Annotated in this window: 12 protein-coding genes; 7 read left to right on the top strand and 5 right to left on the bottom strand. The window is 59.4% G+C overall.

Annotated elements, in window-relative coordinates; translation table 11 throughout:
- Window positions 1-4: 4 nt before the first annotated feature.
- Genes ACR0E2_RS08955 through ACR0E2_RS08940 form a run of 4 tightly spaced genes read left to right on the top strand, consistent with a single transcriptional unit; the run spans window position 5 to window position 3,602 of the window.
- Window positions 5-1,186 (top strand): phytanoyl-CoA dioxygenase family protein, encoded by a 1,182-nt coding sequence (locus ACR0E2_RS08955; RefSeq protein WP_480446133.1) that lies wholly within the window; start codon window positions 5-7, stop codon window positions 1,184-1,186.
- A 48-nt stretch (window positions 1,187-1,234) separates the two neighbouring features.
- Window positions 1,235-2,041: a 5-deoxy-glucuronate isomerase gene (gene iolB / locus ACR0E2_RS08950; protein WP_480446132.1), complete on the top strand. Its 807-nt coding sequence runs from the start codon at window positions 1,235-1,237 to the stop codon at window positions 2,039-2,041.
- A complete protein-coding gene (locus ACR0E2_RS08945; RefSeq protein ID WP_480446131.1) occupies window positions 2,038-2,796 on the top strand; it encodes an SDR family NAD(P)-dependent oxidoreductase in 759 nt (252 codons plus the stop codon). Before iolB ends, ACR0E2_RS08945 begins: the two co-directional genes overlap by 4 nt.
- 26 nt (window positions 2,797-2,822) lie before the next feature.
- On the top strand, window positions 2,823-3,602 hold the full coding sequence (locus ACR0E2_RS08940) for a TIM barrel protein (RefSeq protein WP_480446130.1): 780 nt from the start codon (window positions 2,823-2,825) through the stop codon (window positions 3,600-3,602).
- A gap of 3 nt (window positions 3,603-3,605) precedes the next feature.
- Here ACR0E2_RS08940 and ACR0E2_RS08935 read toward each other — a convergent pair whose 3' ends face one another.
- Genes ACR0E2_RS08935 through iolC form a run of 3 tightly spaced genes read right to left on the bottom strand, consistent with a single transcriptional unit; the run spans window position 3,606 to window position 6,256 of the window.
- Window positions 3,606-4,445 (bottom strand): class II fructose-bisphosphate aldolase, encoded by an 840-nt coding sequence (locus tag ACR0E2_RS08935; RefSeq protein WP_480446129.1) that lies wholly within the window; start codon window positions 4,443-4,445, stop codon window positions 3,606-3,608.
- The gene (locus ACR0E2_RS08930; RefSeq protein WP_171229084.1) at window positions 4,442-5,278 is read right to left on the bottom strand and encodes a 5-deoxy-glucuronate isomerase; all 837 of its coding nucleotides are present in this window, start codon (window positions 5,276-5,278) and stop codon (window positions 4,442-4,444) included. Before ACR0E2_RS08930 ends, ACR0E2_RS08935 begins: the two co-directional genes overlap by 4 nt.
- Before the next feature lie 9 nt (window positions 5,279-5,287).
- On the bottom strand, window positions 5,288-6,256 hold the full coding sequence (gene iolC / locus ACR0E2_RS08925; RefSeq protein WP_171229083.1) for a 5-dehydro-2-deoxygluconokinase: 969 nt from the start codon (window positions 6,254-6,256) through the stop codon (window positions 5,288-5,290).
- Window positions 6,257-6,379: 123 nt separating this feature from the next.
- Between iolC and ACR0E2_RS08920 the strand changes: the two genes are divergently transcribed.
- A complete protein-coding gene (locus ACR0E2_RS08920) occupies window positions 6,380-7,483 on the top strand; it encodes a Gfo/Idh/MocA family protein (RefSeq protein ID WP_480446128.1) in 1,104 nt (367 codons plus the stop codon).
- A 38-nt stretch (window positions 7,484-7,521) separates the two neighbouring features.
- Window positions 7,522-8,655 (top strand): Gfo/Idh/MocA family protein, encoded by a 1,134-nt coding sequence (locus tag ACR0E2_RS08915; protein WP_480446127.1) that lies wholly within the window; start codon window positions 7,522-7,524, stop codon window positions 8,653-8,655.
- Here the strand turns inward: ACR0E2_RS08915 and ACR0E2_RS08910 are convergent, their stop codons facing one another.
- Window positions 8,656-9,654 carry a LacI family DNA-binding transcriptional regulator gene (locus ACR0E2_RS08910; RefSeq protein ID WP_480446126.1) on the bottom strand — a complete coding sequence of 333 codons (999 nt, stop codon included), beginning with the start codon at window positions 9,652-9,654 and terminating at the stop codon, window positions 8,656-8,658.
- 535 nt (window positions 9,655-10,189) lie between these two features.
- The gene (locus ACR0E2_RS08905; protein ID WP_480446125.1) at window positions 10,190-11,191 is read right to left on the bottom strand and encodes a helix-turn-helix transcriptional regulator; all 1,002 of its coding nucleotides are present in this window, start codon (window positions 11,189-11,191) and stop codon (window positions 10,190-10,192) included.
- Window positions 11,192-11,333: 142 nt separating this feature from the next.
- Here ACR0E2_RS08905 and ACR0E2_RS08900 point away from each other — a divergent pair, with 142 nt between their 5' ends.
- Entirely contained in the window at window positions 11,334-12,731 is a 1,398-nt protein-coding gene (locus ACR0E2_RS08900) for an amidohydrolase family protein (protein WP_171615406.1), read from the top strand.
- Window positions 12,732-12,743: the final 12 nt, after the last annotated feature.

Genomic DNA, 12,743 nt, shown 5'->3' with positions numbered 1-12,743 from the left:
AATCATGGTGAATCAAGAACTCGGTTTCGTCGGCTATTTCGACCGGGAATCCTGTGATCTGGATGAATTCAAGGTGTTGACCTCTCAGACTCTTTCCGCCGAGACGGTGCCTTTTGCCGCCTCGGTCGAAAAGAACGTGCCCGTCTATGATATGCAGGCACTGAGCCCCGGTTTGGAACGGCCTGATACGCGCAGGGCCTTGCTGGCAGAATGGGGCCGGGTGCTGGGCAAATCCGCCGGTGTGATCGCCCTGAAAGGGGCGTATCCCGACACGTCGATCATTGATCGGGCGACGGATGTGTTTCGTGAAGTCATCGAAGAAGAACGCCAGGGTGGCGCCGGTGAAGGCGATCACTTTGCCGCCTCGGGCGCGAATGACCGGGTGTGGAACGCGCTGCAAAAGCAATGCCTGCGCGACCCCGAGGGCTTTGCGCTCTATTTCGGGAACACGGCGATAGCGGCGGCATGTGAAGCGTGGCTTGGCCCGAACTATCAGGTGACTGCTCAGATCAATCAGGTGCGCCCCGGTGGCAAGGCGCAACAGGCGCATCGGGATTATCACCTTGGGTTTCAAAGCGCCGAAAGCGCGGCCAGGTATCCCGCACAGGCTCATCTGGTGACGGCCTCGCTGACCCTGCAAGGGGCGGTTGCGCATTGTGACATGCCGGTGGAAAGCGGGCCGACCAAGTTGTTGCCGTTCTCGCAGCTCTACCCGCCGGGCTATCTGGCGTTCCGCGATGAAGCACACCGGGCGAATTTCGAAGACAGCTGTATCCAGTTGCCATTGGAAAAGGGGGACGCGGTGTTCTTCAATCCGGCGCTGTTCCATGCGGCGGGCGCGAACAGCAGCGCCGACATCAATCGCATGGCAAACCTGCTGCAAGTCTCATCCGCCTTCGGGCGCGCGATGGAGTCGGTGGATCGGCAGGCGATGTCCGTGGCGGTGTTCCCGTCTCTGGTCGCCTTGAAACAGCGCGGGGCGCTGGACGCAGCGCAGGTGGAGGCCGCAATTGCGGCGACGGCTGAGGGCTATCCCTTCCCGACCAATCTGGACACGGACCCCCCGGTCGGGGGCAATGCGCCGGAAAGCCAGGCAGATATTCTGCGTCGCGCGGTTGCGGAAGGATGGACCGAGGCGCGGCTGGCCCAGTCCCTATCGGCCCGGAACCAAAGGCAAGCTGCCTGAATTCAACACAGGCGGGCACTCGGGGGCCGCCCAAGAAGGAGAACAAGAATGGCAGACCTGCTGAAGAAACCGATCGGAACCCACGGCAAGGTACATGACATCACTCCGTCAAGCGCTGGATGGAATTATGTGGGCTTTGGGCTTTATCATCTAAAGGCCGGGGATCGCGCAAACGAAGTGACCGCGGATCGCGAAGTCATCCTTGTGATGGTTGAAGGCAAGGCGCGGATCACCGGGGCAGGTCAGGACTGGGGCGTGTTGGGCGAGCGGATGAACGTCTTTGAAAAGACCCCGCCTCATTGCCTTTATCTGCCCAACGGAACCGAATGGGAGGCCGTGGCCGAAACCGACTGCGTTATCGCCGTCTGCTCTGCCCCGGGCAAGGGCGGGCACCCGGCGCGGCGGATCGGCCCGGACGGGATCACGCTGACTGAACGTGGAAAGGGCGTAAACACACGCTATATCAACAACATCGCGATGGAGGCCGAGGATTACGCCGACAGCCTGCTGGTGACCGAGGTGTTCACCCCGAACGGCCACTGGTCGTCCTATCCCAGCCACCGCCACGACGAGGATGACTATCCCCGCATCACCTATCTGGAAGAGACCTACTACCACCGCCTGAACCCGTCGAACGGATTTGGGATCCAGCGGGTTTACACCGATGACGGCCAGTTGGATGAGACGATGGCGGTATCCGATGGCGACGTTGTCACTGTCCCGCGTGGCCATCACCCTTGCGGTGCGCCCTATGGGTTCGAGATGTACTATCTGAACGTCATGGCCGGACCGCTGCGGAAATGGCGGTTCGTGCCGGCCCCCGAGGTCGAATGGATCATGGAGCGTGACGGATGAGCCATACTTTCGCCAATTACCCAAGCCTTGCAGGTAAGACGGTTTTCATCACCGGAGGCGCCGGCGGAATTGGCGCGGAAACCGTTCGGGCCTTTGCCGAACAGGGGGCAAAGGTTGGGTTTTTGGACCTCAACGCCGATGCCGGGCTTGCTTTGCTTTCCGAGCTGGACGGAGAGCATGCATTCGCCCAATGCGATCTGCGCAACATTGACGAGATGAACGCCGCAATAGGGCAACTGGTGGAAGAGCTGGGCGACGCGGATGTGCTGGTAAACAACGCGGCCCGGGATGACCGGCACGACTGGCGCGAGGTCACGCCCGACTATTGGGATGAGCGCATGGCGACCAATATCCGCCACATGTTCTTTGCCATTCAGTCGGTGGCACCCGGAATGATCGCCAAAGGTGCAGGTTCGATCATCAATATCGGGTCGAATTCGTGGTGGGAGGCCGGAGCGGGTTTCCCTGCCTATGCCACTGCGAAATCGGCGGTGCACGGCCTGACCCGCACCATGGCGCGCGAACTGGGCGATCACCGCATCCGCGTCAACACAGTCGTGCCCGGCTGGATCATGACCCAGCGCCAGAAAGATCTGTGGGTCACACCCGAGGCGCTGGCCAAGCAAGTGGATCGTCAGTGCCTGCCCGACCCGATCGCCCCGGTCTACGTGGCGCGGATGGTGCTGTTTCTGGCCTCGGACGATGCAGCCATGTGCAGTGCCGGGAACTTCATGGTCGAAGGCGGGTCGATCTGAGCCCACACATTCCGAAAGGTGGTTCGATGACTCAACCGTTCGAACTGGCAGCTTGCGCCGAGATGCTGTGGCTGGACAGGCCGATGGATTGGCGTGCCGCCCGGCTGGCCGAGATGGGGTTCGGCGTCGGGCTGTGGAACTGGCCGGAGCTCGATATTGCCAGACTGGTCGCAACCGGCGCCAGTTTCACCATCATGAACGGCTATCTTCAGGGGCGGCTGGCTGATGATGACGGGGCCGAGATGCTGCTGGCTTCGGCCGCCGAAACAATTCAGGTCGGCAAGCGTCTGGGCGTTGCGCGTCTGAACCTGCACGGCACCGGGTTGGGTGACGGTGGCATACCGATCTGGCAGCATGACGAGGTCACAGGGCCGATGTGGCTCAAGGCCAGGGACACCCTGAACCGGATCTGTGATCTGGCCGAGGCCAACAATGTGGTGTTCACGCTTGAAAACCTGAACCTGCTGGACCATCCCGGCTGTCCGTTCGGGTCAACGGCGGACGTGCTTTCCTTGGTTTCGTCGGTTGATCGTCCGCAGTTGCGGATCAATCTCGACCTCTACCATACCCAGATCGGCGAGGGGGACCTGATCCGCTGGTGTGAAAAATGCCTGCCCTGGATCGGAGAGATGCAGGTGGCCGACAATCCCGGTCGGTGCGAGCCCGGAACCGGCGAGATCAACTATGCCGCCGTGGCGCGTGCGTTGAACGAATTGGGCTATCATGGCCCGGTCGGGATGGAAGCCTTCGCCGCAGGCGACCCGGAAGACGCGTTACACGCCTTCCGGTCGGCATTCACGCTCTGAGCGTCACCGCTGCGGTGGCGCACCAAAGGCGCGGATCACGTTGCGGGCGGCAGCCATGACCGGATCGTGGGTTTCCTTCAGGATCGTCACCCGGTCGAACCGGTCGGGGTCGCGGTTCACGGCCTCGCGCAGGGCGGTGCCGAAGGCCATGCGCAGTTCGGTCCCGATGTTGAATTTGCAGATGGAGGTCTCGCGCGCCAGCCGCGCGCGCTGTTCGACCGGCACACCCGAACCGCCATGGATGACCAGTGGAACCTCGGTCATGGAGTCGATTTGGTGTATGCGGTCCTCGTCCAGACCGCCTTCCTTGTTCTGCTGAAGGTGGACGTTTCCGACCGAGATTGCCATAGCGTCGACGCCGCTGTCGCGGGCAAACTTCGCGGCTTCCTCGGGATCCGTGCCGTTTGAGCCTTCACCGCCGGAATAGCCGACGAAGCCGATCTCGCCCTCGCACGAGATCCCGGCGGCGTGGGCCATTTCGGCAATCGCGGCGGTTTCATCGATGTTCTGCTGCAAGGGCTTGCGCGACCCGTCGAACATCAGCGAGGTGAACCCGCTGTCCAACGCGATCTTGCAATCCTCGAAAGTATAGCCGTGATCCAGATGCGCCACCAAGGGCACCGAGGCGTTTTCGGCCAGATACCGGAACATCTTGCCCAGGATCGGCAGCGGGGTGTGCTCGCGGCAGCTGGGTCCGGCTTGTAGGATCACCGGGGCGTTCTCGGCCTCGGCGGCGGCGACATAGGCGCGCATGTCCTCCCAGCCCAGCGTCACCAGGCCGCCGACGGCATAGCCCTGTTCATAGGCCGGTTGCAGGACGTCTTTGAGCGTAGCGAGGGTCATTTGAATTTGGCGATCATGTCTTTGATGCCCGGGATCGTTTCGATCTGATAGGCATGGGTGGGTTGGAAATACTGCACCAGCGACCGCTGGGTCAGCCCGCCGAGGATGGTGAAGTAATACATCTCGTATCCCGGCAGCACGCAGCAGGGGTGATAGCCCTTGTCGATGCAGATCGTGGAGCCATCGACGATGTGATAGGCATCGCCCGGTTCGTTGTCCTCGCGCTGCAGCATCTGCAGGCCCGAGCCCCAATTGGGTTTGAAGCGGAAATTGTAGGTTTCGTCATGTCGGGTCTCGTCCGGCAGGCGGTTGGTGTCGTGCTTGTGGCTGGGAAAGCCCGACCAGCCGCCCTGACCCACGGTGAACAACTCGCTGACCAGCAGGCGGCCGACCTTGTCATGCTGCTTCTGGCCCAGGATGTGCTTGATCTTGCGATGGGTCTTGGTGTCGTCGCTGCCATATTGCACCAGGTCATGCTCGCGCACGTCGAAGGGATCCAGCACTTTGTCATACTTTGCGCCGGCCACGAACACCTCGGCCGTCTCTGACACGCAGACCATCTGCGCCGGTGCCCCCGACGGGACATAGGCGCCCTCGGGCTCGCCATCCCAGACATCTTCGCCCCGGTTGCCTAGATGGGCAAAGCGCACGCCTTCGACATCCACGTCGACGCTGCCGGTGGCGGGCACGATGCAGGTTTCGTAACCCGGGATCTGGTACTCGAAGGCCTCGCCCTTTTTCAGTTTGACGATGTTGAAATAGTTCAGCGGAACCGTTGGATCATCGGCGTCTACGATGGGTTTGTTCTGATTGTCATAGGGTGCGATATGCATGGTACTCTCCTATGTGGTCGGGCCGGGATGCGAAGCGAGAAACGCGTCCAGTTCTGGTGTCGTTGGCATGGCGGGTGCGCAACCGGGATGCGACACCACGATCGACGCGCAGGCCGAACCGCGCATGACCGCGTCTTTCAGATCGTGCCCGGCCGCGATCGAGGCCAGCAGCCCGGCCATGAAACTGTCGCCAGCCCCGTTGGGTTTGACGGCCGTAACCGGGTAAATACCGGTTCGCAGCTCTTGCCCGTCCACAAAGGTGACAGCACCTTTTTCGCCCATCTTGTAGATGACGATCCGACCCGGTTTTTGGGCAAGTTCCTGCGCCTTGGCAAAACCCTTTTCGATGCCGCCGGCCATGAATCCGAACTCTTCGTCGTTGCCGACGATCAGGTTGCTGGCTTCGCCAGCCCGGGACAGAACTTCGGCAGCCACCTCGGCCGAGGGCCAGCTGTATGGGCGGTAATCGATGTCGAAAATGATCGGCAGCCCTGCGCTTTGGGCGTTCTCGAAGGCCCGGAATGTGGCGCTGCGCGACGGTTCGGACGCAAAGACCGTTCCTGCCGAGATGATTGCCGAGAAAGATGAATAATCGACCCTGTCCATATCCTCTTTGGTGACCTGGAAATCAACGGCCCCGTTGCGATAGATCACATTCTGAAAGTCCTCGATCCGGCTTTCGTACACGGCCAGAGACATGCGGTATTCGCCGCCCAGAACGCGGATATAGGATGTGTCCACACCGTAATGCCGCAACCGGTTCAGACAGAACCGCCCAATCGCATCGTCCGAGACGGACGTAATCAGCGACGCCTCGCTGCCCAACTTGACCAGCCCGGCACAAATATTGGCGGAAGAACCACCCAGGTCGGCATGAAACGTGCTGGCATCCTCGCTTTTGACGCCGATTGGGTCGGCGTACAGGTCCATGCCTGCGCGACCCAGAACGGCGAAGCGGTTTCCTTTGATACCATCCATCAAAGCGCTCAAGTTTTGTCCTCCGGCAGAATGGGTCGGCAAAGTTTGGACCTTGCGTTGAATCGATTCACACGATACTGATTTTGCAACCGGTTGCAAATGATATGTTCGGAGCCGTTGCAGATGCCTGAAATCGGAATTGGAATCGTCGGCGGCGGCTATATGGGCAAGGCCCATTCCGTGGCCATGTCAGCGGTCGGCGCGGTGTTCAACACGGCATTGCGACCCCGGCTCGAGGTCATTTGTGCGTCCAGCCCCGAAAGCGCCGAACGTTACAGGACGGCCTATGGATTTGACAAAGCAACCGATGATTGGCGGATATTGGTTGAGGATCCCAGGGTTCAGGCAATCGTCATCGCCTCGCCTCAATCGACACATCGTCAGATTGCCGAAGCGGCGTTTGAATTGGGTAAACCGGTCTTGTGTGAAAAACCACTGGGCGCATCCCTTGACGACAGTCTGGCCATGGTTGCTGCTGCCGAAGCGTCTGGCGCGGTCAACATGGTGGGGTTCAACTATGTTCGTACACCTGCGACCCAATACGCCCGCCAGCTTATTGCCAATGGTGATATCGGGGATATCACCTGGTTCCGGGGGGAGCACACCGAGGATTTCTATGCCGACCCGCACGCTCCTGCCTCCTGGCGTACGACGGGTATGGCCAATGGCACCATCGGAGATCTGGCACCGCATATGGTCAACGGTGCATTGGCGCTGGTTGGTCCGATCGCGCAGGTTATGGCGGATGTTGAAACGGTTCACAGAACCCGACCGGGCGGTGAGGTGACAAATGACGACCATGCCCAGATGATGTGCCGTTTTGAAAACGGTGTTATGGGCAACCTGTATTTCAGCCGCGTCGCGACGGGGCGAAAAATGGGCTATGCTTATGAAATATCGGGAACAAAGGGCGCCATCCGGTTCGATCAGGAGGACCAGAACGCGCTGTGGCTGTATAAGCGGGAAGGGCCCGAAGCGTCCCGTGGGTTCACAAAAATTCTGACCGGCCCGGCGCATCCGGATTACGAGCCCTTCTGCCAGGGTCCGGGCCACGGAACAGGCTATCAGGACCAGATCATTATCGAGGCCAAAGATTTTCTTCAGGCCATCCACACCGAAAAAGCCGCTTGGCCGACCTTTCGCGACGGGCATGAGGTCAACCGGGTGCTTGCCGCCGCCTTGGCATCGTCAGAGCAGCGGCAGTGGAAAGACATCCGCGATTTCTGATCGCTCAAACAAAAAAGTTCTAATGAGAGACGATGACCATGGCTAAGTTGAGATGGGGCATGATCGGTGGTGGTGAAGGCAGCCAGATTGGCCCCGCGCACCGCTTGGGGGCACAGGCTGACGGGCTGTTTGAATTTGCTGCTGGTGCGCTGGATCACCGGCCCGAAGCGGGCCGGGAATACGCGCAGCGATTGGGCGTTGCCGCCGATCGTGCCTATGGCGACTGGCAAGAGATGCTGGCGGGTGAGAAGGACCGAGAAGACCGGATCGATCTGGTGACAATCGCCACGCCGAATTCGACACATTTCGAGATCGCCAAGGCCTATCTTGAAGCGGGCTTCAATGTCTTGTGTGAAAAACCGATGACAATGACTGTGGAAGAGGGTGAGGAAATAGTCAGCGTCGCCGAAGCATCGGGAAAGATCTGCGCGGTGAACTACTGCTATTCCGCCTATCCGATGGTGCGGCAGGCCCGCGCTATGGTGCGCTCGGGCGAGATCGGACGGGTGCGTCTTGTGGTGACCAATTTCAGCCACGGCCATCATGGGGATGCCACCGATGCGGACAATCCGCGCGTGCGCTGGCGCTATGACCCTGCGATGGCAGGGGTTTCCGGGCAGTTCGCCGATTGCGGTATCCACGCCCTGCATATGGCCAGCTTTATCTGTGATGACGAGGTGAAGACGCTTTCGGCTGATATGGCCTCAACGATCGCAAGCCGGGAACTGGAAGACGATGCAATGATCAACTTCCGTATGGAAGGCGGCACAGTCGGGCGTCTTTGGACATCTTCCGTGGCGATCGGGCGCCAGCATGGCTTTGACATACAGGTCTTTGGCGAAACCGGCGGGTTGCGCTGGGCGTCAGAGCAACCCAACCAGTTGATCTACACCCCGGTAGGAGGGCGCACCCAGATCATCGAAAAAGGCGAGGGGGGTCTGCATGATGAAGTGCGACGCCTGTCTCGGGTCGCCATCGCGCACCCCGAGGGATTCCCGCTGGCCGTTGCCAATATCTATTGCGATCTGGCGGATGCGATCCGCGGTGAAAGCCGGGATGGCCTGCCCAACGCAGCGGATGGCGTGCGATCGATCGCAGCGGTGCACGCGGCTGTTGCGTCGGGCAAAGCAGATGGTGCCTGGCAGGACGCCCGCCCGCCGATGTTCCGCTGATCAGGGGCAGGGCCGCAACGTGCCCCGCTCGACCACCCGACAGGGGAAAATCCGTGCCTCGGGGTAGCGATCGGGCGTCTTCAGCATCTCTTCGACCAGATCGACCGACGAGGTGATGATCTGCTTGATCGGCTGATGGATGGTCGTCAGGTTGATATATTCCCAGCGCGACATCTCCATGTCGTTCAGGCCGATGATCCCGATATCGGTGCCCGGTTTCAGCCCGTGATCGGCCAGCGCCGACAGCGCCCCAATCGACAGGATGTCGTCGCCGCAGAAATAGGCCTGCGCCGGCTCACCGGCCAGCAGGCGCAGCATCTCGGCCCGGCCGGCCTCGAAGGAATAAGCCCCGGCGAAGGAGTGGTTGACCGGAATCTGCGGATGGTTGGCCATTTCTTCGATAAAGCCCCGCTGCCGGTCCAGGGACGAGGTCGCATCCTGCGGCCCGCCCAGATAGCCCACGCTGGCATAACCCCGGGCGACCAGCTCGCGCGCGGCCATGCGCCCGCATTCCACATTGTCGATCCCGACCACATGCACCTCGGGCGAGGTGGCAGACCGGCCGAACGTGTGCACCACCGGTACGCCAGCATCGTGGAACGCCTTGGCAAAGCTGGGCGGCAAGGTCGACGAGGCGACGATCACCGCATCCACCGAGTATTGCCGCAGCATGCGTACGGAATTGGCTGGCTCGGTCTCGTCCGTCAGGTTCACGATCAGTGGTCGCAGGCCGCGTTCCTGCAAGGCGCGTGTAAACTGGTCGAAGACTTCCAGAAAGATCGGGTTGTGAAAGTTGTTCGAAATCAACCCGATCAGCTTGGTGCGCCCGGTCGTCAGAGACGAAGCCAGAGCATTGGGGCTGTAGCCCAGCTCACGGGCCGCCTTTTCAACCTTGCTGCGCGTTTTTGCGGAAACCGAGGCACCTTCGGTAAAGGTGCGCGACACGGCGGACCGTGAAACGCCAGCCAAGGCGGCCACGTCTTTCAGGGTCACACTCACGCTGCGGGACTCCGATAACAGCGAGGCAGGAAAGCAGGTAAGTTTGGCATTGCCCCAGCATTATGCATCATCGACCTGAACTTGCAACCGGTTGCAACGCCGCCACGTCGATTCAACCGTGTTTGAGCGTCGAAATTCAGAAGGTAAAAAGGTGGGTGAAGAAACACTCGAACTCCTGACATCTTCAGCGTAACCGAAGCGCCTTTTCCAATCCGCAGATGTACCCAAGCGCCGTCTTGCACTGCCGCCAAGCGCACAGGTTCCCAGAGATGCCTGGTGTTGTCAGCGATTTGAAGTTGCACAAACTGCGGAACGGTTCAAGGGCATATCCTTTCCTGCCGCTTTCAAGATCACGTCCGATCGAGCCGCAACAGGCATGCGTGACGGCGCATGCGTTGCCAAAAGGGCCATCGGGCAATTGCTTTTTCAACCTTTGGTATTGATCCATGAACGTGGCGCAAATCATGGCCATCCCTTGGTGGACATACATGAGAGAGGCAGTGGAACGCCAACCCGCCCATTCGCAGCGCAGTTGCTATCCAAGACGGAATTTTGTTGGCGTCACACCGGTCTGGCTTCGAAAAAACCGAGTGAAGTGGGACTTGTCGGAATAGCCAAGCATGAGGCCGATCTCGGCAACTGTCATTTTGCTTTCTCTGAGGTGCTCCTTGGCGACATCGACCCGCAGACGCCTTACCTCTCGGGGAAGTGTTGTCTGATGTTTCTGAAGTGCTTTCAGGAACCGCTCGGGCTGGATACCCAGCAATCCGGCCACAACCTCCGGCCCCAGCTCTGACTCATCCAGTTTTCCGCGCAGGACAGACCGCAAAGCGGCCACTACGGTGACGTCTTCATTGTGTCGAATCGTGTCTGTCGGCGTTTCGGACTCCTCTGCCGCATGGTGTAGAAACAACCATTCCACGGGAAAACTGATCTGCATTCCGGGGTTGGGTCCAAGGCCGACTTCGATACCTTTGTAACCGCGTGGCAAGCCAAGGATGTATCTGCTTTCCCATCGCACCCGGGACGGATCCCACGCGTTTCCGACCACGCTTTGCAACAGGCGCACATAGATGGCAGCTCCAAACCCGGTAACCTGAACGGGCGGAACGGTTGGTTCTTGTTGCCGTGCGATCCGATAGATCGCTTTGTCTGCTTCCACGACAAGACTGTGCCGGACGGCGTTGGACTCTTGTGGAACAAGCCTTACGAACCGGGCAAAAAACTCGAACAGAGTGTTCGAGGATTGCAGCGACCGGGCGAATGGCGGCCATCTTTGCAGGTCAAATGTCTCTCCTACATTCAGGCCAAGGTATCGATCCCCTGACAACTCTGAGAAGGCATTCAACAGACCATAGACCAGTTCTGAGTGGACATAGACAGATGGGTCGGACAGCAGGTCGGCCTTCAAGCCGACCTGATCCAAGGCCGGTTGCGGATTGATCCCGCGGTCGGTGAGATATTGCAGAAACGGGGCGGCCAGCGCGAGGCGGATAAAGCCTTCGCTATGCGCTTCAGAAGTGGAGCTGAGTGGCACGCCCGTCACCCTTGTTAAAACCGATGGTTTCGTTCAGTGGCCTTTTTTGCGGTCACATTCGCACATGTTAGTCCAAAAGTGGCAACCCGCCCAAGAGTTTTCGGGCTACGTTTGGTAAAACGTGAATGTGAAGGGAAGACCTATGACCAACATGCGAATGTCCATTTGCCCGGCGGTAGTGGTCGCGGCAGTTTTTGGTTTTTCGGCGGCTGCGCAGGCTCAGGATCAAGAAGATCCTCAAACGCTGTTTACCAATGTGCACGTCTTTGATGGCGTGAATGAGCAACGTATCGAGAATGCAAATGTTCTGGTCGAGGGCAACCTGATCAAGACTGTTTCAACCGAAGCGGTGGACGCGCCCAACGCCGTTGTGATTGACGGCGGGGGGCGGACGTTGAGCCCGGGCTTTGTCGAGAACCATGCCCATTTGATGTTGATGGGGCCTACGCTGCCAGCGATGGAAGCCAACACAACATGGGAGGACTTCGCCATTCACGGTGCACGAATGGCTGAGATGTATCTCATGCAAGGTTTTACCACGGTCAGAGACGCCGGGGGGGCCAATGGTGGGTTGCGCAGGGCAATTGACTCGGGGCAAATCGATGGCCCCCGTTATTACCCGTCTGGCGCATTTATAGGAACGCGAGGTGGTCACGCTGACTTTGCGAATTTCACCGCGCCGCCGGGTTCAGAGACCAACATGAGCCGCCTAAACTTGGCGCAAGAGGTTAGCGGCGTCGATGACGTTTATAAATTCGCGCGTAACAATTTCCGCATGGGCGCAACGCAGTTGAAATTCATGCAATCCGGCGGTGTCGTTTCAGCCTTCGATCCATGGCAATTGCTTGCTGGATCGCCCGAGGAAATTCGAGCCGCGGTACAGGTCGCCAATGAATATGGCAGCTATGTCATGGCGCATTCCTATCGTAAGGAGGCAATCCTTAGTGCGCTGGACGCGGGTGTGATGTCGATTGAACATGGTTTCTCGTTCGACTGTGACATTGCCCAGGTCATGAACGAAAAAGGGGCCTACATCACCACCAACCTGACGGCCTTCGACCCCGGATTGCTGGACATTCCGGCTGTGGCAAACGTGCCGTCGAGCCTGGCCAAGGCAAAATCCGCATCCGCCACTTTTGCGGGCTATATCGACAATATGAAGGAATGCCCGGTAAAGCGGGGGTTCCAGACCGATTGTGTTGGTTCGGTCGAGGCGTGCAATATCCAGATTGCCTACGAGAAGCACCTGAACAATGAATTTTTTGGGCCCTATCAGTCGATGGTCACTTTGACGTCGATCGGTGGCGAGATCGTGGCGCTGTCCGGCGATTTCATGAACCCGTATACGGACGGAAAACTGGGTGTGATCGAGGAAGGGGCTTATGCGGATATCCTGCTGATCGACGGAAACCCTCTTGAAGACTTTTCCGTCGTTGGAACCGGGGATCAATGGTTTGGCGCCGACCCGAGGCCGGAAAGCCCGGAAACGATCCGACTGATTATGAAGGACGGTGTGATATACAAGAACACACTGGACTAACCAAAAAAACGG

The sequence above is a fragment of the Ruegeria sp. A4 genome (assembly GCF_056543025.1).
Note: the sequence above shows the minus strand (reverse complement) of the source record. Positions and strands in the feature narration are given on the sequence as shown.

Bases quoted from the DNA above. Each gene is read 5' to 3' on its own strand.
- ACR0E2_RS08930 (WP_171229084.1), bottom strand. From the start codon at position 5,278: ATGCATATCGCACCCTATGACAATCAGAACAAACCCATCGTAGACGCC.
- ACR0E2_RS08915 (WP_480446127.1), top strand. From the start codon at position 7,522: ATGGCTAAGTTGAGATGGGGCATGATCGGTGGTGGTGAAGGCAGCCAG.
- ACR0E2_RS08945 (WP_480446131.1), top strand. From the start codon at position 2,038: ATGAGCCATACTTTCGCCAATTACCCAAGCCTTGCAGGTAAGACGGTT.
- ACR0E2_RS08935 (WP_480446129.1), bottom strand. From the start codon at position 4,445: ATGACCCTCGCTACGCTCAAAGACGTCCTGCAACCGGCCTATGAACAG.
- iolB (WP_480446132.1), top strand. From the start codon at position 1,235: ATGGCAGACCTGCTGAAGAAACCGATCGGAACCCACGGCAAGGTACAT.
- iolC (WP_171229083.1), bottom strand. From the start codon at position 6,256: ATGGATGGTATCAAAGGAAACCGCTTCGCCGTTCTGGGTCGCGCAGGC.
- ACR0E2_RS08940 (WP_480446130.1), top strand. From the start codon at position 2,823: ATGACTCAACCGTTCGAACTGGCAGCTTGCGCCGAGATGCTGTGGCTG.
- ACR0E2_RS08920 (WP_480446128.1), top strand. From the start codon at position 6,380: ATGCCTGAAATCGGAATTGGAATCGTCGGCGGCGGCTATATGGGCAAG.
- ACR0E2_RS08900 (WP_171615406.1), top strand. From the start codon at position 11,334: ATGACCAACATGCGAATGTCCATTTGCCCGGCGGTAGTGGTCGCGGCA.
- ACR0E2_RS08955 (WP_480446133.1), top strand. From the start codon at position 5: ATGGTGAATCAAGAACTCGGTTTCGTCGGCTATTTCGACCGGGAATCC.